Raw genomic sequence first — 20,790 nt, 5'->3', positions numbered from 1 at the left:
GGCATTGAGCACCGCCTCACGAAGCCCAACCACCCGTGGAGTTTGGAGGGTCAGAAAACAGTCCGGTGGCCTGTTTTCCCGACAAACGGTCAGGTCGAGCGGATGAACCGCACGATCAAGGACGCGACCGTCAAACGCTTCCACTACGATAGCCACGATCAGCTCCGCACCCATCTCGCGGACTTCATGCCCGCCTATAACTTCGCCCGCCGCCTCAAGACCCTCGCCAGCCATGGTCCTTGGACCGATGGCGGACCATGGCTGGCCCTCACGCCTTACAAATTCATCTGCAAGATCTGGACATCCGAGCCCCACAGATTCATCCTAAACCCGATCCACCAGATGCCGGGACTGAACACCTAGTGCGGCGTGGGTGGCCATCTCACGCATCACGGCGGGCAAGGGGCGCAGGATGGCGAAGGCCCCGGCGACACGTGTCGCCGGGGCCTTGCCGTGTTCCGAACCTGCGGCGCGTCATGCGCCGCAGGGAATGTCTTCTGCGACAGGTCGATCAGGCCGCGGCCAGGTTGCGCAGGACATAGTGCAACACGCCGCCGTTCTTGAGATAGTCGATCTCGACCTCGGTATCGACGCGAGCGCGCAGCTGGATCTCTTTCACGGTGCCGTCGGCATAGGTGATCGTGCAGGGCACCATCGACAGCGGCTTGAAGTCGCCCGACAACCCGTCGATCGAGATGACCTCGTCGCCGGTCAGGTTCAGCGACTTGCGGTTGTCGCCGTTCGTGAACTCGAACGGGATGACGCCCATGCCGACAAGGTTCGACCGGTGGATCCGCTCGAAGCTCTCGGCGATGACCGCCTTGACGCCCAGCAGGTTCGTGCCCTTGGCCGCCCAGTCACGGCTGGAGCCCGCGCCGTATTCGATGCCGCCGATGACGACCAGGGGCGTGTCCTGATCGGCATACTGCATGGCGGCGTCGAAAATCGCCTCCTGCTCGCCGTTGGGGCCCTTGGTATAGCCGCCCTCGACGCCGTCCAGCATCTCGTTCTTGATGCGGATGTTGGCGAAGGTGCCGCGCATCATGATCTCGTGATTGCCCCGGCGCGAGCCGTAGCTGTTGAAGTCCTTGGGCGAGACCTGGCGTTCGGTCAGGTACTGACCTGCAGGCGTCGTCGGCTTGAACGAACCCGCCGGGCTGATGTGGTCGGTGGTGATCATGTCGCCCAGAAGCGCCAGGATGCGGGCGCCCTTGACGTCGTCGATCGTTCCCGGCTGCTGCGACATGCCCTGGAAGTAGGGCGGGTTCTGGATGTAGGTCGAGGAGGTTGGCCAGTCATAGGTCTCGCTGTCGGTGATCTCGACCGCCTGCCAGCGTTCGTCGCCCTTGAAGACGTCGGCGTACTTCGCCTGGAACATCTCTCGGGTGACGACGCTGTCGACCAGGTCCGACACCTCTTTCGATGTCGGCCAGACGTCCTTCAGGAACACGTCCTGCCCGTCGCGGCCCTGGCCCAGGGGCTCCGTCGTCAGGTCGATGTTCATGTCGCCGGCCAGCGCATAGGCCACGACCAGCGGGGGAGAGGCGAGGTAGTTCGCCCGCACGTCCGGAGAAATCCGGCCCTCGAAGTTGCGGTTGCCCGACAGGACGGACACGGCGACCAGGTCATTGTCGTTGATTGCCTTCGAAATCTCGGGCTGCAGCGGCCCCGAGTTGCCGATGCAGGTTGTGCAGCCATAGCCCACGAGGTTGAAGCCGATCGCGTCCAGGTCGTCCTGCAGGCCGGCGGCCTCGAGGTATTCCGACACGACCTGCGACCCCGGCGCCAGCGAGGTCTTGACCCAGGGCTTGCGGTTCAGCCCCAGCTCACGCGCCTTGCGTGCCACCAGACCCGCCGCGATCAGCACATAGGGGTTCGACGTGTTGGTGCAGGAGGTGATCGAGGCGATCACGACCGAACCGTCGCGCAGGCGATAGTCCTGCCCCTCGACCGCGGCCTCGGTCATGTGCTTGTCACGGCCGGGGATCTGCTGGGGCGCTGGGTCGGGCGAACCTGCTTCCTCGGTCATTTCGGACTTTTCCTGCGCCGGAACCGAAGGCGCCTTGCGCAGGCCCTTGATGTAGTCGCTGAAGGTCTGCGCGGCCTCGGTCAAAGCGACGTGGTCCTGCGGGCGCTTGGGACCCGAGATGGCGGGCACGACCGTCGACTGGTCCAGCTCCAGCGTCGAGGAATAGACCGGCGCATAGTCGGCGGTGCGCCAAAAGCCGTTCTCCTTGGCATAGGCCTCGACCAGGGCGATGCGATCCTCGTCCCGTCCGGTCTGGCGCAGATAGCGCAGCGTTTCGTCGTCGATCGGGAAGAAGCCGCAGGTGGCGCCGTATTCGGGGGCCATGTTGGCGATCGTCGCGCGGTCGGCCAGAGGCATGTTGTCCAGCCCCTCGCCGTAGAATTCGACGAACTTGCCGACGACGCCGTGCTTGCGCAGCATCTGGACGACCTTCAGCACCAGGTCGGTGGCGGTCACGCCCTCGGTCAGGGCGCCGGTGATCTTGAAGCCCACGACCTCGGGGATCAGCATCGAGATCGGCTGGCCCAGCATCGCGGCCTCGGCCTCGATCCCGCCGACGCCCCAGCCGAGGACAGCAAGGCCGTTGACCATGGTCGTGTGGCTGTCGGTGCCGACCAGCGTGTCCGGGTAGGCGACGGTCTTGCCGTCCTGGTCGGTGTCGGTCCAGACGGTCTGGGCCAGGTATTCCAGGTTCACCTGGTGGCAGATGCCGGTGCCGGGCGGAACCACGCGGAAGTTGTTGAACGCCTTCTGGCCCCATTTCAGGAACGTGTAACGCTCCATGTTGCGCTCATATTCCAGCTCGACGTTCTTCTGGAAGGCGCGGGGGGTTCCGAACTCGTCGATCATGACCGAGTGGTCGATAACCAGGTCGACCGGGTTCAGCGGGTTGATCTTCTGCGCGTCGCCGCCAAGCGCCTTGATGCCGTCGCGCATCGCGGCCAGGTCGACGACCGCGGGAACGCCGGTGAAGTCCTGCATCAGCACGCGGGCAGGGCGATAGGCGATCTCGCGCGGGTTCTTGCCGCCAAGCGTCGCCCACTCGGCGAAGGCCTTGATGTCGTCCAGCGACACGGTGTGGCCGCCATCCTCGAACCGGAGCATGTTCTCCAGCACCACCTTCAGCGCGGCGGGCAGTTTCGAGAAGTCGCCGAGCCCCGCGTCCGAGGCGGCGGCGATCGAGTAGTAGTCGACGCTGGCCGTGCCCGCGCTGAGCGTGCGGCGCGTCTTGGCGGTGTCGGTTCCGGTCTGGATGGGCATCAGGGCCTCCCTGTCTGCAAGAATGGATGGGTCGGGCATGCGTGCCCCTGCTTTGCCCCATCGGGGGCAGGTGCGCAAGGGCGGCACGGCCACTTTGTATGCAATCGCATACCATACTTGCGGCTGTTGCTCAAGCGGCACGGCGGGATGAAGTGAAGGAAGGTTGACGAAGCGTTGATTTGTCCTTTCCCCCGCCGCGAGTCTATCACCCTGCCGGTGAAACGTGATGGGGATCGACGCATGGCCGCATGGCCGAAACCTGGGCTTCTGCGGGACGCGGCCGGTGTGCTTGCGGCGGCGGTGACGTCGGTCACGCTGCTGGCGGCCCCCGCCGCCGCGCAGGACGGGGCCGATCAGGCACCGCTGATCCTGGCGCCGGACGATGCCGCGCGGATGGCCCCCTCGACATCGGGGCTGGTCGAATCCGGCGGGGTCAACAGCTTTGCCGCTACGGATGCCGCGCCGCCCGTCAGCGCCGGCCTGCCTTCGGCGTCGCTGCCGGTGGTGGTCGAGCTCTTTACCTCTCAGGGATGTTCGTCCTGCCCGCCCGCGGATGCCATGCTGACCCTGCTGGCGACCAAGGAGGACGTGCTGCCGCTGTCATTCCACGTCGACTACTGGGACTATCTCGGCTGGGCCGACAGCTTTGCCAAGCCAGAATTCAGCGAACGTCAGCACGACTATGCCAGCGCCGTGGGCGAGCGCGCGGTCTATACCCCGCAGATGATCGTCGACGGGCAGGACACCGCGGTCGCCCCCGGTCCGGCGCAGCTGATGGGGCTGATCGACGCGCACCGCTATGCGCCCGCGCTGGTCAGCATCCAGCGGGAACCCACCGACGAGGGCGAGACGATCGAGCTGATGCCGCTGTCGGACCTGGGCGGCAAGGTCGAGATCGTGCTGGTCCGCTATGCGCCAAGCCGCGAGGTCCGCGTCAAGGCGGGCGAGAACCGGGGCCGGGTCGTCACCTACAGCAATGTCGTGCTGTCGCTTGAACATCTGGCGCTCTGGGACGGCACCGCGCCGCTGCGCCTGGCCGTGCGGGCCGAACATGTCGCCAATGCGCGCTTTCCCGAAGACACCCGGCATGCGCTGCTGGTGCAGCAGATGCGCGGCGAGGATGACAGCCTGGGCCAGATCCTGACCGCGATCCGATTGGACTGACGTGCCCGCCCTTGCACAGACGGTCGCCAGAGGCGACATGTCATCCCACAGGCGCCGTGGGCGCCGATTGTGAAACCGCCCCTCCGGGGGCGCCGCGACAGGAAGGCCGCCGATGGACAAGACGAAACCCTGGATCAAGCCGGTTCTGGAATTCGGCCCGCTGATCCTGTTCTTCGCGGTCTTCATGCTGTTCCGCGGGCAGGAGGTCATAGTCTGGGGCGAAGCCTACAGCGGCTTCATCTTCGCGACGCTGGTCTTCATCCCGGCGCTGCTGGTCAGCACGCTGATCCAGTGGTGGCTGTCGAACAAGCTGGCGCCGATGCAGGTGGCGACGCTGGTTCTGGTGATCGTGTTCGGCGGCATGTCGGTCTGGCTGAACGACCCGCGCTTCTTCAAGCTGAAGCCCACGATCATCTATGTCCTCTTCGCGGCGATCCTGGGGGCCAGCCTAGTGCTGCGGCGCAACTGGCTGGGCGCGGTCCTCGGCGAGGCGCTGCCGCTGGACCTCGAGGGCTGGCGCAAGCTGACGCTGCGCATGGCGCTGTTCTTCCTGGCGCTGGCCGTCGCGAACGAGGTGATCTGGCGCAACCTGTCGGACACGACCTGGGTTTATTTCAAGACCTTTGGCCTGCCGGTCCTGTTGTTCCTGTTCCTGCTGGGGAACGCGGGCCTTTACCGCGCGCATGCCCTGCCCGAAAAGGCGGCCGAGGACGACACGGCCTGACAGCCCTCAGGCACGGGCCCCGGCAAGCGAGGGCCCGACCAGCAGACGCGACCAGCGCGGCTGCGGGCGGCCCGGCAGGTGGTGGCGCAAAAGCCCCAGCGGAAGGGCCCAGGGATGGCACAGCGCTGCGCGATAAAAGTCGAACAGGCCCCGCCTCAGATAGGGCGTCCAGTGCGACATCCGCCGTGCGCCCCGATCCGTGGGAAAGCCCAGCTCTGCCAGCGCGTCCAGCGTCGCCCGGTCGTCGATCTGCAGGTCGATCCAGTTCCCGCGCGGCTGCGCCAGCCCGTTTCCAAGTGCACGGAGCCGACCGCGCGCCAACAGCTGCTCGAGCGCGAAGTCGAAGATGTCGTTTTCGCGCGCGGTGACGTTCAGAACCTCGGCCCGGGTTCCGGCGGGCCGGGACAGGGCGCCGGCGGCGGCGGTCTGGAACTCGGCGGCATTTAGCAGGATCACGCGGCCGACGCTTCCCGCCTCGGCCGCGGCCGTTGCCTGCAAGGCCACCCGCCCGCCAAGCGAATGGCCGATCAGCCCCACAGGACGTCCGGCCCGATCCGCCAGCTGTGACACGAGGCGGCCCAGATCGGTCCCCACTTCGGCGGCCCGGTCATAGACGGTGCGCAGCCGCCCCCGCGCGTCCCACCCAAGGGCGATTGCCAGGCCCTCGTCCTCTTGTCCGCTGAAGCCGAGCGCGCGCGGCCACGACGGCGCATGCGGCACCTCGACGGGCGACAGGATGTGGCGATGGGGGTCGTGGGCGGGGATGTGCGGCGAGAAGCGATAGCCGTGCAGCATGACGACGACCGGCGCGCCCGCCGGCAGGGTGCCTGCGGCGGCCAGCACCGCCCGGGGGACGTCGGATCCGGCATTCACCTGCATCACCGCCATTGAACGCCTCCGCCTTGGTCCCGTCACACCTCGGGTAGGGCAAGGCTGCGACAGCGGCATGAAGAAAGCGTTAAGCCTGCGTGACGCGCAACAGCCGTGCGATCTGGGCTGCGGGACGGCCGGATTTCGCTGCGTCGGGCCGCAGGTCGTTTTCGGCATTGAATTTTCCCCGTCTTGGCCGCTATGGTGGTGGTCATGTGCGGGGCTTCTCAACCAGAAGTTGCCCCGCGCCGACAGTTTCGCAGCGCGGCACCTCTGATCTCGGCCAGACAGGCAGTAGGTCACATGCCACGCGGAAAAGCCGCCCCTTGATCGCGCCACCGCTTACGGGAACGCGCAGGGGGCGAAACGGACAGCGGCCCGGCCGGGCTTCCGGCATTGGGTCATTCTAAGGAACAGACGCGATGACGCGCGCTTTGGACGGCAGACTTCGGATCGGGCGGGGCCAAGGCGCCGCCGGTCCGGACGTTTTCGTCGGTGACGCGCCCGTGTCCACATCATACCGCAGGCTTGGACCGGGGACGCCGCTGGCGCCGCCCGGCCGCGGGCTGCGCGAAAGACAACACAATGGCAATGAAAATGCTGATCGACGCCACCCATGCCGAGGAAACTCGGGTGGTCGTGGTCGATGGAACCAAGGTCGAGGAATTTGATTTCGAGACCGTCAACAAGCGTCAGCTGTCGGGGAACATCTACCTCGCCAAAGTGACGCGGGTCGAACCCTCGCTTCAGGCGGCCTTCGTGGATTACGGCGGAAACCGCCACGGGTTCCTGGCCTTCGCGGAAATCCACCCAGATTATTACCAGATTCCCGCGGCCGACCGCGAGGCGCTGATGGCCGAGGAGCGCGCCCATGCCGAGGCCCAGGAGGCCGAGGAGGAGAGTAGCGCCCGCCGGCGCAAGCCCCGCGCCGAAGAGGCCGACAGCGGCGACGAGTCCGTGTCGGACGATGAAAACGGCCCCGCCGATGCCAGCGACAAGGACGACGAGATCGAATCCGTCGCCGAGGAGGACGTCGCCGAGGAGGTCCGTCCGGCCCGCAAGCCGCGCGCCCGCCGCTACAAGATCCAGGAGGTGATCAAGGTCCGGCAGATCATGCTGGTCCAGGTCGTCAAGGAGGAACGCGGCAACAAGGGCGCCGCGCTGACCACCTATCTGTCGCTGCCGGGCCGCTATTGCGTCCTGATGCCCAACACCGCGCGCGGCGGCGGGATCAGCCGCAAGATCACCAACGCAGCCGACCGCAAGAAGCTGAAGGACATCGCATCCGAGCTGGACGTGCCGCGTGGCGCCGGCCTGATCATCCGCACCGCCGGCAGCCAGCGCACCCGGACCGAGATCCGCCGCGACTACGAATACCTGCTGCGCCTGTGGGAACAGATCCGCGATCTGACCTTCAAATCGATCGCGCCTGCGCCGATCTACGAGGAAGGCGACCTGATCAAGCGCAACATCCGCGACCTGTATTCCAAGGACATCGACGAGGTCCTGGTCGAGGGCGAGCGCGGATACCGCGTGGCCAAGGACTTCATGAAGATGATCATGCCGTCGCATGCAAAAAGCGTCGTGCATTATCAGGACCAGATGCCGCTGTTCGCGCGCTTCCAAGTGGAAAGCTATCTGGCGGGCATGTTCAACCCGGTCGTGCAGCTGAAATCCGGCGGCTATATCGTCATCGGCGTGACCGAGGCGCTGGTCGCCATCGACGTGAACTCGGGCCGGGCCACCAAGGAGGGCTCGATCGAGGAGACGGCGCTGAAGACCAACCTGGAGGCCGCAGACGAGGTCGCACGCCAGCTGCGCCTGCGCGACCTGGCCGGCCTGATCGTGATCGACTTCATCGACATGGACGAGCGCAAGAACAACGCCGCCGTCGAGAAGCGCATCAAGGACAAGCTGAAATCCGACCGGGCGCGCATCCAGATCGGCCGCATCTCGGGCTTTGGCCTGATGGAGATGTCGCGCCAGCGACTGCGCCCCGGCATGCTGGAATCGACCACCCAGCCCTGCGCGCATTGCCACGGCACCGGTCTGATCCGCAGCGATGACAGCCTGGCGCTGACCATCCTACGCGCGATCGAGGAGGAAGGCACCCGCAAGCGGAGCCGCGAGGTTCTGGTCAAGGCGCCCATCGCCGTCGCGAACTTCCTGATGAACGCCAAGCGGGAGCATGTCGCCGGGATAGAGCTGCGCTATGGCATGTCGGTCCGGGTCGAGGCCGACCCGGCGCTGGTGTCGCCTGATTATGCCATCGAGAAGTTCAAGACCGCCACCCGCGTCGTGCCCGAACCCTCTCAGGTGCCGCTTGGCGTCAACGCGGACCTGATGGCCAGCATCGATGACGAGGAAGACGATCTGGACATTACCGAGGTCGAGGACGAGGCGCCCGCCGCGGCCGAGACTGCCCCAGACGGCGATGTGCCCGATCAAGAGGCGACGACGTCGGCGGATGACAGCGACGAGGGCGGCCGTTCGCGCCGCCGTCGGCGCCGGCGGCGGAGGAAGTCCGGCGACCGTCCCGAAACTGACATGGAATCGAGCGCCGACGAGGCGTCCGGTGACGAAGGTGAGGAGGCCGCCGCTGACACGCCGGCCGAGGCAGCGCCGGCCGAGGATGCCCCGACGGGGCGCTCGCGCAGTCGGACGCGGTCCCGCTCGCGCTCTCGCAAGCCGGTCGGGGCAGAGCCGCTGCCCGATGCCGTGGATCTTGCCGAAACCGCCGAGGACGGCCGCGCCGAGGCGCTGCCCGAGCTGAGCCTTGTGGCCGCTGATGCCGCACCGACCGCCGAGGCGGTCGCCGAGGCCCTGGTCGAGACCGCGGCCGAACCGCAGCAGGCGGACCAGGCGCCCGAGCCCGAGCCGGCTGCAGAGGCCGCGCTGCCCGAGCCGCAGGACGAAGCCCTTGCGCAGGAGCCGGCTGAAGAAGCCGCGCCGACCACAGACGATGCGCGGCAGCCGGCAGCCGTCGTGACGCCGGCCGAGCCGGCGAACCAGCCCGAGCCCGCCATGTCAGAGCGTCCCAAGCGCCGCGGCTGGTGGTCGGGACGCTGAAGCCGTCACGATCGGGGCGCGACGCCAAGGTAGCGCCCCTTTCGATTCCGGCCCGACCCACGAAGGCGTGACGGTTTGGCCCCTGTCCTCGACAGCGCATCGCGCTAAGCTGCGCGCCATGTTGGGAATCGAACTCGCCACCGCCGCCTTTCTGCCCGCCGCCTTCGTCGCGCTGCTGGCGGGGATCCTGTCCTTCCTCTCCCCCTGTGTGCTGCCCATCGTGCCGCCCTATCTGGCCTACATGACCGGCGTGGGCGTCAGCGGGCTGAAGGCGCGCGAACGCAGCGCGGTGCTGCCGGCAGTGTTCTTCGTCCTGGGCCTCTCGACGGTCTTTCTGGTAATGGGCTTTGCGGCCTCGGCGCTAGGGCGGGCGTTCCTGCAGTATCAGGACATTCTGGCGCGGGTGGCGGGTGTGATGGTCATCGTGATGGGCCTGCACTTTCTGCATGTCATTCGCATCCCCTTCCTCGACCACGAGGCGCGGGTGGATGCCGGCCGCCAGGACGGCGGGGCCTTTGGCGCCTATGTGCTGGGGCTGGCCTTTGCCTTCGGCTGGACGCCCTGCATTGGGCCGCAGCTGGGGATGATCCTGTCGCTGGCGGCCACCGGAGGGGAGCTGTCGCGGGGTACTGCACTGCTGGCCCTCTACGCTTTCGGGCTGGGCATCCCGTTCCTGCTGGCGGCGCTGTTCATCGACCGCGCCATCGGCCTGATGAACCGCATCAAGCCCTATCTGAAGCTGATCGAGCGGATCATGGGCGCGCTGCTGGTGATCGTCGGGGTGATGCTTCTGACCGGGGCGTTTTCGGCCTTCAGCTTCTGGCTTCTCGAGGCGTTTCCTGGGCTCGCCCTTCTGGGCTGAGCCGGGCGCAACCCAAGGTCGCGGGATCCCTTAAATATTCACCTATCGCTGCGGGATCCGTGCCATTCCACAGTAGCGCGACGGCGCTTTTCGCGCTATGCTTGGCGCCAGACCCGGAAAACCGGGCAAGGCAGAGGCAGTGACGGCGGTATTCCCATGACCGAGATGGTCTTCGGCACGACGCCCGTGCGGGCGGGCGACCCGATTCTTCCACGCTGGTGGCGAACCTTGGACAAATGGGCATTGGCCTGTGTCGTGGGGCTGTTCGCGGTCGGCTTGCTGCTGGGGCTGGCCGCCTCGGTCCCCTTGGCGGAAAAGAACAACCTGCCGCGGTTCTACTATGTCCAGCGGCAGGCAGTGTTCGGCGGCATGGCGCTGGTCGTCATGCTGGTCATCTCGATGATGTCACCCCGGCAGATCCGGCGCATTGGCGTCTTGGGCTTCGTGATCGCCTTCATGGCGATCCTGGCCCTGCCGGTCATCGGCACGGATTTCGGCAAGGGGGCGACGCGCTGGCTATCACTTGGTTTCGTGTCGGTGCAGCCGTCAGAATTCCTCAAGCCCGGCTTCGTGGCCCTCTGCGCCTGGTTCATGGCCGCCAGCCAAGAGGTCGGCGGCCCGCCGGGCAGGCTCTACTCCTTCTTTGCAGCTATGATCATCGTCCTGCTGCTGGCCCTGCAGCCGGACTTCGGGCAGGCGTCGCTGGTGCTGTTTTCCTGGCTGGTGATGTATTTCGTCGCCGGATCGCCGGTGATCCTGATGGTCGCCGTGGCCGGGCTTGCGGGCGCGGGCGGGTTCTTCGCCTATAATATGTCCGAGCATTTTGCCCGCAGGATCAACAGCTTCCTGTCATCCGAGATTGACGCCAACACGCAGATCTATTTCGCGACCAACGCCATTCAGGAAGGCCGGTTCTTCGGCGTCGGCGTGGGCGAGGGGCAGGTGAAGTGGTCGCTACCCGACGCGCATACCGACTTCATCATCGCCGTCGCGGCCGAGGAATACGGGCTGGTGATGGTGCTGCTGATCATCCTTCTCTATGGCACCATCGTCACCCGGTCGCTGCTGCGCCTGCTGAAGGAACGCGACCCCTTCGCGCGCATCGCCGGGACGGGCCTCGCCTGCGCCTTCGGCGTGCAGGCGCTGATCAACATGGGCGTCGCCGTGCGCCTGCTGCCCGCCAAGGGTATGACGCTGCCCTTCGTCAGCTATGGCGGCTCGTCCGTGATCGCCTCGGGAATCGCGGTGGGCATGCTGCTGGCGCTGACCCGGACGCGGCCGCAGGGCGAATTTGCCGAAATCCTGCGCCGGGGCCGCTGATGTCGGCGCCACTTGCCCTGATTGCCGCCGGGGGGACCGGCGGGCACATGTTTCCGGCCCAGGCCCTGGCCGAGCTGCTTCTGTCCGAAGGCTGGCGGGTGAAGCTGTCGACCGACGAACGCGGCGCGCGCTATGCCGGCGGCTTTCCCCAGGCGGTCGAGCGGCAGGTCGTCTCATCGGCCACGACCGCGCGCGGGGGGCTGGCGGGCAAGCTGGCCGCGCCGTTCCGGATCGGATCGGGCGTTCTGTCGGCGCGCCGGGCCTTCCGGCGCGACCGGCCGGCCGTGGTGATCGGCTTCGGCGGCTATCCCACCATCCCGGCGCTATCGGCGGCCTGGACGATGGGCCTGCCGCGGATGATCCACGAACAGAACGGTGTCATGGGGCGCGTCAACCGGATCTTCGCGACGCGGGTGCAGCGCGTCGCCTGCGGCACCTGGCCTACGGATCTGCCAGATGACGTGCCGGGCATCCATACCGGCAACCCCGTGCGCGGGGCGGTGCTGGACCGCTCGGGGCATCCCTATGCCGCGCCTTCCGAAGGCCCGCTGCACCTTCTGGTGATCGGCGGCAGCCAAGGCGCGCGGGTGCTGTCCGACGTCGTGCCCGCAGCGATCGCCGCGCTGCCCGCAGACCTGCGCCAGCGGCTGCGGGTCAGCCATCAGGCACGGGCCGAGGATGGCGACCGCGTCACCCGCGCCTATGCCGATGCCGGGATCAAGGCCGAGGTACAGCCCTTCTTCACCGACGTTCCCGATCGCCTGTCCCGATCCCAGCTGGTCATCAGCCGGTCCGGCGCCTCGTCGCTGGCCGACATCACTGTGATCGGCCGCCCTGCAATCCTGATCCCCTTTGCCGCAGCGACGGGCGATCACCAGACCGCCAACGCCCAGGCCCTGGCCGAGGCCGGCGCGGCCCTGGTCCATCCGGAATCGGTGCTTGACGCCGACAGCCTTGCGCGCGACATCCGCGCGATCCTGACCGACCCTGCGCAAGCCACGGCCATGGCCGAAGCCGCGCTGACCCTCGCCCGCCCCGATGCGGCGCGGCGCCTTTACGACCTCGTCGAGGAGATTGTGCGATGAACGCAGCGACGAAACTGCCCGGAGAGCTGGGCCCGATCCACTTCGTGGGCATCGGCGGGATCGGCATGTCCGGCATCGCCGAGGTGCTGCTGACCCTGGGCTATCGCGTGCAGGGCAGCGACCTGAAGCGGTCCAAGATCACCGACCGGCTGGAGACCCTGGGCGCCACCGTCTTCGAGGGCCAGCGGGCCGAGAACATCGACGGCGCGGGCGTCATCGTGATCTCGACCGCGATCAAGAAGGGCAACCCCGAGCTGGAGGAGGCGCGCCGCCGCGGACTTCCCGTCGTCCGCCGCGCCGAGATGCTGGCCGAGCTGATGCGCATGAAGTCGAACATCGCCATCGCGGGCACCCATGGCAAGACGACGACCACCACGATGGTGGCGACCCTTCTGGACGCCGGCGGGCTGGACCCGACGGTGATCAACGGCGGCGTGATCCACGCCTATGGCTCGAACGCGCGCGCGGGCGCTGGCGAATGGATGGTGGTCGAGGCCGACGAATCCGACGGCAGCTTCAACCGCCTGCCGGCCGACATCGCCATCGTCACCAACATCGACCCCGAGCATATGGAGCATTGGGGCAGCTTCGACGCGCTGCGCCAAGGGTTCTACAACTTCGCCTCAGGCATCCCGTTCTATGGCCTGGCCGTCTGCTGCACCGACCACCCCGAGGTGCAGTCCCTGGTCGGCAAGCTGACCGACCGGCGCGTCGTGACCTTCGGCTTCAACGCCCAGGCCGACGTGCGGGCGATGAACCTGCGCTATGAAGCCGGCATCGCGCATTTCGACATCGCCCTGCAGGGCGAGGGACCGGCTGAGAACGGCGACCTCCGCATGATCGAGGGCTGCACGCTGCCCATGCCGGGCGACCACAACGTATCGAACTGCCTGGCTGCAGTGGCCGTAGCGCGGCACCTGGGCATCAAGATGTCCGAGATCCGCGAGGCGCTGGCCAAGTTCGGCGGCGTCGGCCGCCGCTTCACCCGCGTGGGCGAGGTAGGAGGCGTGACCATCATCGACGACTACGGCCACCACCCGGTCGAGATCGCCGCCGTGCTGAAGGCTGCGCGGCAGGCCAGCAGCGGTCGGGTGATCGCGGTTCACCAGCCGCACCGCTATTCGCGCCTGTCAGGCCTTTTCGACGACTTCTGCACCTGCTTCAACGAGGCCGACGTGGTGGCGATCGCCGATGTCTATTCCGCCGGAGAGGACCCGATCCCCGGCGCATCGCGCGACGACCTGGTCGCCGGGCTGATCGCCCACGGCCACCGCCACGCCCGCGCGATCCTCTCGGAGGACGACCTGGAGCGTCTGGTCCGCGAACAGGCGCGGCCCGGCGACATGGTGGTCTGCCTGGGGGCAGGCACGATCTCGACCTGGGCCAATGCGTTGCCGGCGCGCCTGCAAGGTTGCGCCGCGTGATCGCGCTGCCGTCGCCGCCGGTGGCGGCACTTCTGCTGACCGGGCTGTGGCTGTGCCTGGCGCTGCTGGTGCCAAGCCTGCCGCGGCGCTGGCATTCCGGGTCGCGCTGGACGCTGGTCGTCCTGGGGGTGCCAACGGTCGGCTGGCTGACGCTTCTGTGGGGGCCGGGGATCGGCGTGGCAGGTTTCGTGCTGGGACTTTGTGCGCTTCTGGGCCGCCAGGCGCGGCGGCGCGCCGTGTCGGTCGTCGCCCCGCCGGGACCGCAGAGCGAAGGACCGGCGTGAACCCCTGGCTGATCGCGGCGCTGTGCCTGGGCGGCGCGGGCTTCATCGCCTGGGGCGCGGCGCGGCTGCGCCTGCGCTGGCCGCTGCTGGTGCTGGCCGGCCTGCTGGCCGCGATTTCCATTCAGCTGTTCCTGGCCGCGCAGGGGCGGGACGGTTTCCATGACCTAGCGGCGCTGGTCGCGCAGGCCTTCACGGTCCTTCCCGCACTGGGCGGCGTGGCCCTGGGCCTGGCGCTGGCCGCATTCCAGGGGCGAAGCTTGTCCTGGCGGAATCCTCTCGGCGGCATCACGATCGCCGCGCTGGCGCTGGCGGCGGGATCGACTGCCGCGACCTTTCTGATCTGAGGGCTGCGGTTGACGGCACAGGGGCGGCTGGCTAGGACCACGCGCATGAGCCTGGATCTTCCGACCCCCCGCGGCACCCTGACCGCCGACCGCCCGCTTGACAGCCTGACCTGGCTGCGCGTCGGCGGCCCTGCCGACTGGCTGTTTCAACCCGCAGACGCCGAGGATCTGGCCGCTTTCCTGGCCGCGCTCGATCCCGGGGTGCCGGTCTTTCCGATGGGCGTGGGCAGCAACCTGATCGTGCGGGATGGTGGCATCCGCGGCGTGGTGGTCCGCTTGGGCCGCGCTTTCAACGGGGTTGAAATCGCTGACGGCGTCGTGACGGCGGGGGCAGCCGCGCTGGATGCTCAGGTCGCGCGCCGCGCCGCCGATGCGGGCCTGGACCTGACTTTCCTGCGCACGATTCCCGGCAGCATTGGCGGCGCGGTCCGGATGAACGCTGGTTGCTATGGCAGCTATGTCGCCGATCATCTGATCGACGCGCGGGCGGTCACCCGCGACGGACGCGAGGTGGTGCTGACGGCAGGGGACCTGGCCTTCAGCTATCGCCATACCCAGGTCCCTGACGGGTGGGTGATCACCCAGGCGAGGTTCCGCGCCGAACCTGCCGATCCAGACGCGCTGCATGCCAAGATGGTCGACCAGATGGCGCGGCGCGATGCCAGCCAGCCGACGCGTGAACGCAGCGCCGGGTCGACCTTCCGCAATCCGGCCGGGTTCAGTTCGACCGGGCAGGCGGACGACACGCACGACCTCAAGGCCTGGTCGCTGATCGACCGGGCCGGGTTGCGCGGCCACAGCTGGGGCGGGGCGCAGATGTCGGAAAAGCATCCGAACTTCCTTCTGAACACCGGCGGCGCCACCGCGGCCGAGCTTGAGGCCTTGGGCGAGCTGGTGCGCCGCCGCGTGCTGGAAGACAGCGGCCACGACCTTCAGTGGGAGGTCGTCCGCGTCGGCGATTTCGCCGAGGAACCCTAGGCGATTCACCTCTTGTTAACGAAAATGCGCTTTTGTGCCTTGTGCTTTGGCTGTAACGTGTCAGCCATGACGCAACCGTGAATGGTGGCGCAAGACAGGCGAAGCCCGGATCAACCGGGCAACAAGAGGCGGAATCGTGGCGGGCAGGTCGAGCAGGACAGCCCACTCGGTCGCTGTTCTGATGGGCGGACCCTCGGCCGAGCGCGAGGTGTCTTTGTCGTCGGGACGCGAATGCGCGGCTGCGCTGCGGGTGGCAGGTTATCAGGTGACAGAGATCGAGCTGGGACAGGCTCGGGGGGATGAGATCGTCCGGCGGTTGGCCGAGGCTGATCCCGACGTCGTCTTCAATGCGCTGCATGGCCGGTGGGGCGAAGACGGCTGCGTCCAGGGCCTCTTGGACTGGCTGGACATTCCCTATACCCATTCCGGCGTTCTCGCCTCGGCCCTGGCCATGGACAAGAGCCGGGCGAAGGACGCATTTCGTGGCGCCGGTCTTCCGGTCGTCGAAAGCGTGATCGCCGACGCGGACGAGGTGCGCCGCCGGCACGTGATCCCGCCCCCCTACGTGGTCAAGCCCAACGATGAGGGATCGTCGGTGGGCGTCTATATCGTTCACGACGGCGCCAATCAGCCGCCGCAGCTGTCGGCCGACATGCCCGCCCGCGTCATGGTCGAAACCTATGCGCCCGGGCGCGAGCTGACAACGACGGTGATGGGCGACCGCGCCCTGGGCGTGACCGAGATCCTGACCGATGGCTGGTACGACTATGCTGCCAAATACAGCGTCGGCGGATCGCGACACGTTATTCCCGCGGACATTCCGCCCGGTATCGCCGAGGCCTGCATGGACCTGGCATGCCGCGCCCACAGGGCCTTGGGCTGCTCGGGGCTGACCCGCACGGATTTCCGGTGGGACGACAGCCGCGGGCTGGACGGGCTGATCATCCTCGAGGTGAACACGCAGCCCGGCATGACGCCGACCTCTCTGGCGCCCGAACAGGCCGCGCATTCGGGCATCGACTTTCCGGCGCTGATGCGCTGGATGGTGGAGGATGCGCTGTGCCGGTCGTGATCGATCACCGTCCCGGCAAGCAGGTGACGCCTCAGCCGCGCCAGAGGCGCGATCCGGCCCCGTCGCGGCTGCAATACCGGCTGGAACGGATGTGGCTGACGCCGCTTTATCGCCGCATCCTTCGGGTGGGCATTCCCGCCTTTGTGCTGGCGATGGTCGCCGGGTTATGGCTGGCGGACGAGGATCGCCGTGCCCTGCTGCGCGACGGGCTGAACTCGGTCGTCCAGAAGGTCCAGAGCCGGGAAGAGTTCCAAGTCCGGACCATGGCGATCGAGGGGGCCTCTCCGGTCGTGGAAAAGGCCCTGCGCGCGATGCTGCCGGTGGACCTGCCGGCCTCAAGTTTCGATATCGACCTGGCGGCGCTGCGCCTGCAGGTGATGCAATTGGATGCGGTCGAGACCATCGACCTGCGCATCAAGCCCGGCGGCATCCTGTCCGCCCAGGTGGTCGAGCGCAAGCCCGCCATTCTCTGGCGCCACAGCCGCGGGATCGAGATCCTGGACGACACCGGCCACCGCGTCGCCAGCGTCACCTCGCGCGAGGTGCGCCCGGAACTGCCGCTGATCTCGGGCGAAGGCGCCGATCTGGTCACCGAGGAGGCGCTGGCGCTGTTCGACGCGGCAGGTCCAATCCTGCCGCGGGTGCGGGGCCTGGTCCGCAGGGGCGAACGGCGGTGGGACCTGGTGCTGGATTTCGGCCAGCGGATCATGCTGCCCGAGAAGGGCGCCCTCGTCGCGCTGGAAGCCGCGATCGCGCTGCACCGGGCCGAGGACATGCTGGGCCGCGACATCGTCTCGGTCGACCTGCGCGATCCGTCGCGGCCGGTCCTGCGGCTGGGGATCGACGCCAGGAACACGATCCGCGAAGCGCGCGGGCTGCCCCTGCTGGGGCCGGACGGCAACGTGCTGCCGGACAACGAAGGCTAGGGGAGGGGGCGAATGGTCGAACTGTATCAGACGCAGCGGGCGATGCGGAATATCCGGCGGGCGGCGCTGCAGCGGGGCGTGATCGGCATCCTGGACATCGGCACCTCGAAGATCGCCTGCCTGGTGCTGCGCGTGGACAGCAACGGCACCTTCCGCGCAACGGACGGCGTCGGCCCCATGGCGGGGCAGGTGAACTTCCGGGTGATCGGCGCGGCCTCGACCCGGTCGCGGGGCATGCGCCGGGGCGAGATCGAGACGATGGCCGAGACCGAGCGCGCCATCCGCACCGTCGTTGCGGCCGCGCAGAAGGTCGCCGGCGTGCGCATCGACCACGTCATCGCCTGCCTGTCCGGCGGGCGGCCCGCATCCTACGGCCTTGCCGGAGAGATCACGCTGGCCTCGGGGCAGGTGGGGGAACACGACGTTGCCTTGGTCCTTGCGGCGTGCGAGACGCCGGATTTCGGCCGCGGGCGCGAGGTGCTGCACGCGCAGCCGGTGAACTTCGCCGTCGACAACCGCACCAACCTGGCTGACCCGCGCGACCACCTGGGCAACAAGCTTTTCTGCGACATGCACGTTCTGACCGTCGACGGCGACGTGATCGGCAACCTGGTGCAGTGCATCCGCCGCTGCGACCTTGAACTGGCGGGCATCGCGTCGGCCCCCTACGCCTCGGCTCGCGCCAGCCTTGTCGAGGACGAGCAGGAACTGGGCGCGGCCTGCATCGACTTCGGCGGTGGCGGGACCGGCGTGTCGGTCTTCATCAAGAAGCACATGATCTTTTCGGATCACGTCCCGATCGGCGGGAACCTGATCACGCAGGACATCGCGCAGGGCCTGCGCGTCAGCCTGCCGGTGGCCGAGCGGCTGAAGACGCTGAACGGCGGGGTGGAGGCAACCGGCCGCGATGACCACGACATGATCGACGTGGGATCGGACACCAGCGAATGGGAGGCCGACCGCCGCCATGTCAGCCGCGCCGACGTCATCGGCATCATGCGCCCGCGGGTCGAGGAGATCCTGGAGAGCGCGCGCGAGGTGCTGGACGCCGCCGGCTTCGACTATATGCCCAGCCAGCAGATCGTGCTGACCGGCGGCGGAAGCCAGATCCCGGGTCTGGACGGACTGGCCGCGCGGATCCTGGGTCCCAACGTTCGTTGCGGACGGCCGCTGCGGATCGACGGGCTGGCGCATCAGTTGACCGACCCCAGCTTTTCCAGCGCCGTCGGGCTGGCCCTGTTCGCCGCGCATCCGCAGGACGAATGGTGGGATTTCGAGATGCCTGCAGACCGTTATCCGGCGCGCAGCCTGCGCCGGGCCTATCGCTGGTTCAAGAACAACTGGTGAGCGAACAGGCAGTGGCTATGGCATGGTCGGGGTTGCCCCACCATATTCTGAGCATGTGGCAAGATACCGCCGAAAGGCGCTGGTCAGACCGCCAGATTTCGCGCGTTTTCTCAGTTTTCCGGGTGACGCAGTGATGCAGAATGGTTACGATCAGCAATAAATATCGGGATTCGAGCGAGCAGCCGCACCCGTAACGAAGCAGCGAAAACAGGCGGACACCATGAACCTCAACCTGATGATGAATGACGAAGAAGAACTGAAGCCCCGCATCACGGTCTTCGGTGTCGGTGGTGCCGGTGGCAATGCCGTCAACAACATGATTCAGAAGCAGCTTGACGGTGTCGAGTTCGTGGTTGCCAACACCGACGCCCAGGCGCTCCAGCAGAGCCGCGCGACCGCCCGCATCCAGATGGGCCCGAAGGTGACCGAGGGTCTGGGCGCCGGCGCCAAGCCCACCATCGGCGCCAAGGCCGCCGAAGAGACGATTGAGGACATCGTAGATCACCTGATGGGGGCGCACATGTGCTTCATCACTGCCGGCATGGGCGGCGGCACCGGCACCGGCGCGGCCCCGATCATCGCGCAGGCCGCGCGAGAGATGGGCATCCTGACCGTCGGCGTCGTGACCAAGCCCTTCCAATTCGAGGGCACCAAGCGGATGCGCCAGGCCGAGGAGGGCGTCGAGGCGCTCCAGAAGGTCGTGGACACTCTGATCATCATCCCGAACCAGAACCTGTTCCGCCTGGCGAACGAAAAGACCACCTTCACCGAGGCCTTCGCGCTGGCCGATGATGTCCTTTATCAGGGCGTCAAGGGCGTGACCGATCTGATGGTCCGTCCGGGTCTGATCAACCTCGACTTCGCCGATGTCCGCGCCGTCATGGACGAGATGGGCAAGGCAATGATGGGCACCGGCGAGGCTGCGGGCGACAACCGCGCACAAGAGGCCGCCGAGCGTGCCATCGCCAACCCGCTGCTCGATGAAATCAGCCTGAACGGTGCGCGCGGCGTGCTGATCAACATCACCGGCGGCTATGACATGACACTGTTCGAACTGGACGAGGCCGCCAACGTCATCCGCGACAAGGTCGACAGCGACGCGAACATCATCGTCGGCTCGACCCTGGACCCGGACATGGACGGCACCATCCGCGTGTCCGTCGTCGCGACCGGGATCGACGCCGCCGCGGCAGCGGCCGAGGTTCCCTCGCCCCGTCGCAGCATGGCGGCCCCGCTGACGCAGAACCCGTCGGTCGCCGCCGCCCCCGCGGTGCAGGACGAGGTGCCGCCGCGCCGCGTCGTCGCCTCCGCCGCCGAAACGCCGGCCCCCGCCGCGCGTGGCGATGACGACATGCCGCAGCCAGCCTACCAGCCCAAGGAACAGTCGCGCCAGACGGCGGTGCGGATCGACGACGACGCCTCGGCCTTCGTGGCGCCCCGCGCGCCGCAGGGCAGCCGTCCCGGCCAGCCGACGCCCGAGGTGATGGACCGCCTGCGGCGTGCCGTCGACAACCACGGGCAGAACCAGCGCACCCCCCAGCCGCAGCCGCAACAGCCGGCGCAGGATACCCGTGCGACCAGCCGGATGAGCGGCCTCGGCCGCATGCTCGAGCGGATGGCCGGCCACGGCAGCGACCAGTCGGCGGGCCAGAAGCCGGCCGCCTCCTCGATCTCGGAGCGCGTGAACGAGCGGGTGGCGGTTCGCGCCCGCCAGCAGGACGCCGATTTCGACGATCTGGCCAGCCCCGACAACGCCCGCGACAATGTCGAGATCCCGGCGTTCCTGCGCCGCCAGGCCAACTGACGTCCATCACGAAACCGCGCGTTTCTGACCATCGGGGATCGGCTTTGCCGGTCCCCTTCTTCTTTGTCTTCATGACGTTGCGCCAACTGACGCGGCACTGGCAGTCTTTGACGAGCCGAATGTTTCACGCCGTTACAAAACGTTAATTGAATGCCCGTGCAGGCGGGACTAGCTCCACTCTCAAGAAAGGCCCACAGGGCCGCAGACAAGAGTCGGGGACACGCCGCC

17 protein-coding genes are annotated in these 20,790 nt (G+C 67.6%); 15 read left to right on the top strand and 2 right to left on the bottom strand.

The annotated features are described in order from the left end of the window. Window positions 1-363, top strand: a 363-nt coding sequence (locus tag OC184_RS04880) for an integrase core domain-containing protein (RefSeq protein ID WP_265506071.1), incomplete at its 5' end; no start/stop codon positions are given. A 148-nt stretch (window positions 364-511) separates the two neighbouring features. Here OC184_RS04880 and acnA read toward each other — a convergent pair. Next, window positions 512-3,289: an aconitate hydratase AcnA gene (gene acnA / locus OC184_RS04875; RefSeq protein ID WP_265506070.1), complete on the bottom strand. Its 2,778-nt coding sequence runs from the start codon at window positions 3,287-3,289 to the stop codon at window positions 512-514. 240 nt (window positions 3,290-3,529) lie between these two features. Between acnA and OC184_RS04870 the strand changes: the two genes are divergently transcribed. Together OC184_RS04870 and OC184_RS04865 are read left to right on the top strand one after the other, a co-directional pair. Beyond that, window positions 3,530-4,453, top strand: coding sequence for a DUF1223 domain-containing protein (locus OC184_RS04870; protein ID WP_265506069.1), 924 nt, complete (start codon window positions 3,530-3,532; stop codon window positions 4,451-4,453). A gap of 112 nt (window positions 4,454-4,565) precedes the next feature. Further along, the gene (locus tag OC184_RS04865; protein WP_265506068.1) at window positions 4,566-5,177 is read left to right on the top strand and encodes an inner membrane-spanning protein YciB; all 612 of its coding nucleotides are present in this window, start codon (window positions 4,566-4,568) and stop codon (window positions 5,175-5,177) included. 6 nt (window positions 5,178-5,183) lie between these two features. Here the strand turns inward: OC184_RS04865 and OC184_RS04860 are convergent, their stop codons facing one another. Next, window positions 5,184-6,065 (bottom strand): alpha/beta fold hydrolase, encoded by an 882-nt coding sequence (locus OC184_RS04860; RefSeq protein ID WP_265506067.1) that lies wholly within the window; start codon window positions 6,063-6,065, stop codon window positions 5,184-5,186. A gap of 567 nt (window positions 6,066-6,632) precedes the next feature. On the opposite strand from OC184_RS04860, the gene OC184_RS04855 reads away from it, so the two are divergent. The 12 genes from OC184_RS04855 to ftsZ all read left to right on the top strand — a co-directional run bounded on the left by OC184_RS04855 (window position 6,633) and on the right by ftsZ (window position 20,562). Then, on the top strand, window positions 6,633-9,116 hold the full coding sequence (locus tag OC184_RS04855; RefSeq protein WP_265506066.1) for an Rne/Rng family ribonuclease: 2,484 nt from the start codon (window positions 6,633-6,635) through the stop codon (window positions 9,114-9,116). Window positions 9,117-9,234: 118 nt separating this feature from the next. Next, a complete protein-coding gene (locus tag OC184_RS04850) occupies window positions 9,235-9,978 on the top strand; it encodes a cytochrome c biogenesis CcdA family protein (protein ID WP_265506065.1) in 744 nt (247 codons plus the stop codon). Between the two features lie 156 nt (window positions 9,979-10,134). After that, complete coding sequence (ftsW, locus tag OC184_RS04845) at window positions 10,135-11,298, top strand: putative lipid II flippase FtsW (protein WP_265506064.1); 1,164 nt, start codon at window positions 10,135-10,137, stop codon at window positions 11,296-11,298. Next, a complete protein-coding gene (locus OC184_RS04840) occupies window positions 11,298-12,383 on the top strand; it encodes a UDP-N-acetylglucosamine--N-acetylmuramyl-(pentapeptide) pyrophosphoryl-undecaprenol N-acetylglucosamine transferase (RefSeq protein ID WP_265506063.1) in 1,086 nt (361 codons plus the stop codon). Before ftsW ends, OC184_RS04840 begins: the two co-directional genes overlap by 1 nt. Then, window positions 12,380-13,807, top strand: coding sequence for a UDP-N-acetylmuramate--L-alanine ligase (murC, locus tag OC184_RS04835; RefSeq protein WP_265506062.1), 1,428 nt, complete (start codon window positions 12,380-12,382; stop codon window positions 13,805-13,807). Before OC184_RS04840 ends, murC begins: the two co-directional genes overlap by 4 nt. Next, window positions 13,804-14,091, top strand: coding sequence for a DUF2484 family protein (locus OC184_RS04830; RefSeq protein WP_265506061.1), 288 nt, complete (start codon window positions 13,804-13,806; stop codon window positions 14,089-14,091). The genes murC and OC184_RS04830 overlap by 4 nt, the downstream gene beginning before the upstream one ends. Further along, entirely contained in the window at window positions 14,088-14,435 is a 348-nt protein-coding gene (locus OC184_RS04825; RefSeq protein WP_265506060.1) for a hypothetical protein, read from the top strand. The genes OC184_RS04830 and OC184_RS04825 overlap by 4 nt, the downstream gene beginning before the upstream one ends. Before the next feature lie 45 nt (window positions 14,436-14,480). Next, complete coding sequence (murB, locus tag OC184_RS04820; RefSeq protein ID WP_265506059.1) at window positions 14,481-15,413, top strand: UDP-N-acetylmuramate dehydrogenase; 933 nt, start codon at window positions 14,481-14,483, stop codon at window positions 15,411-15,413. 136 nt (window positions 15,414-15,549) lie between these two features. Continuing rightward, window positions 15,550-16,485, top strand: a complete 936-nt coding sequence (locus tag OC184_RS04815) for a D-alanine--D-alanine ligase (protein ID WP_265506058.1) — start codon at window positions 15,550-15,552, stop codon at window positions 16,483-16,485. Continuing rightward, window positions 16,473-17,411 (top strand): cell division protein FtsQ/DivIB, encoded by a 939-nt coding sequence (locus OC184_RS04810; RefSeq protein WP_265506057.1) that lies wholly within the window; start codon window positions 16,473-16,475, stop codon window positions 17,409-17,411. Before OC184_RS04815 ends, OC184_RS04810 begins: the two co-directional genes overlap by 13 nt. 12 nt (window positions 17,412-17,423) lie before the next feature. Further along, a complete protein-coding gene (ftsA, locus tag OC184_RS04805; protein WP_265506056.1) occupies window positions 17,424-18,758 on the top strand; it encodes a cell division protein FtsA in 1,335 nt (444 codons plus the stop codon). 220 nt (window positions 18,759-18,978) lie between these two features. Beyond that, the gene (gene ftsZ, locus OC184_RS04800) at window positions 18,979-20,562 is read left to right on the top strand and encodes a cell division protein FtsZ (protein ID WP_265506055.1); all 1,584 of its coding nucleotides are present in this window, start codon (window positions 18,979-18,981) and stop codon (window positions 20,560-20,562) included. The last annotated feature ends 228 nt before the right edge of the window (window positions 20,563-20,790 follow it).

The sequence above is a fragment of the Paracoccus rhizosphaerae genome (assembly GCF_026162645.1).
In the GTDB taxonomy this organism is placed as follows: domain Bacteria; phylum Pseudomonadota; class Alphaproteobacteria; order Rhodobacterales; family Rhodobacteraceae; genus Paracoccus; species Paracoccus rhizosphaerae.
This window is presented reverse-complemented; position numbering and strand designations above follow the sequence as displayed.

Excerpts from the sequence above, each read along its gene's own strand:
- OC184_RS04865 (WP_265506068.1), top strand. The coding sequence starts at position 4,566 with ATGGACAAGACGAAACCCTGGATCAAGCCGGTTCTGGAATTCGGCCCG.
- ftsA (WP_265506056.1), top strand. The coding sequence starts at position 17,424 with ATGGTCGAACTGTATCAGACGCAGCGGGCGATGCGGAATATCCGGCGG.
- murB (WP_265506059.1), top strand. The coding sequence starts at position 14,481 with ATGAGCCTGGATCTTCCGACCCCCCGCGGCACCCTGACCGCCGACCGC.
- OC184_RS04870 (WP_265506069.1), top strand. The coding sequence starts at position 3,530 with ATGGCCGCATGGCCGAAACCTGGGCTTCTGCGGGACGCGGCCGGTGTG.
- ftsW (WP_265506064.1), top strand. The coding sequence starts at position 10,135 with ATGACCGAGATGGTCTTCGGCACGACGCCCGTGCGGGCGGGCGACCCG.
- murC (WP_265506062.1), top strand. The coding sequence starts at position 12,380 with ATGAACGCAGCGACGAAACTGCCCGGAGAGCTGGGCCCGATCCACTTC.
- OC184_RS04855 (WP_265506066.1), top strand. The coding sequence starts at position 6,633 with ATGGCAATGAAAATGCTGATCGACGCCACCCATGCCGAGGAAACTCGG.
- ftsZ (WP_265506055.1), top strand. The coding sequence starts at position 18,979 with ATGAACCTCAACCTGATGATGAATGACGAAGAAGAACTGAAGCCCCGC.
- OC184_RS04850 (WP_265506065.1), top strand. The coding sequence starts at position 9,235 with ATGTTGGGAATCGAACTCGCCACCGCCGCCTTTCTGCCCGCCGCCTTC.
- OC184_RS04860 (WP_265506067.1), bottom strand. The coding sequence starts at position 6,065 with ATGGCGGTGATGCAGGTGAATGCCGGATCCGACGTCCCCCGGGCGGTG.
- OC184_RS04840 (WP_265506063.1), top strand. The coding sequence starts at position 11,298 with ATGTCGGCGCCACTTGCCCTGATTGCCGCCGGGGGGACCGGCGGGCAC.
- acnA (WP_265506070.1), bottom strand. The coding sequence starts at position 3,289 with ATGCCCATCCAGACCGGAACCGACACCGCCAAGACGCGCCGCACGCTC.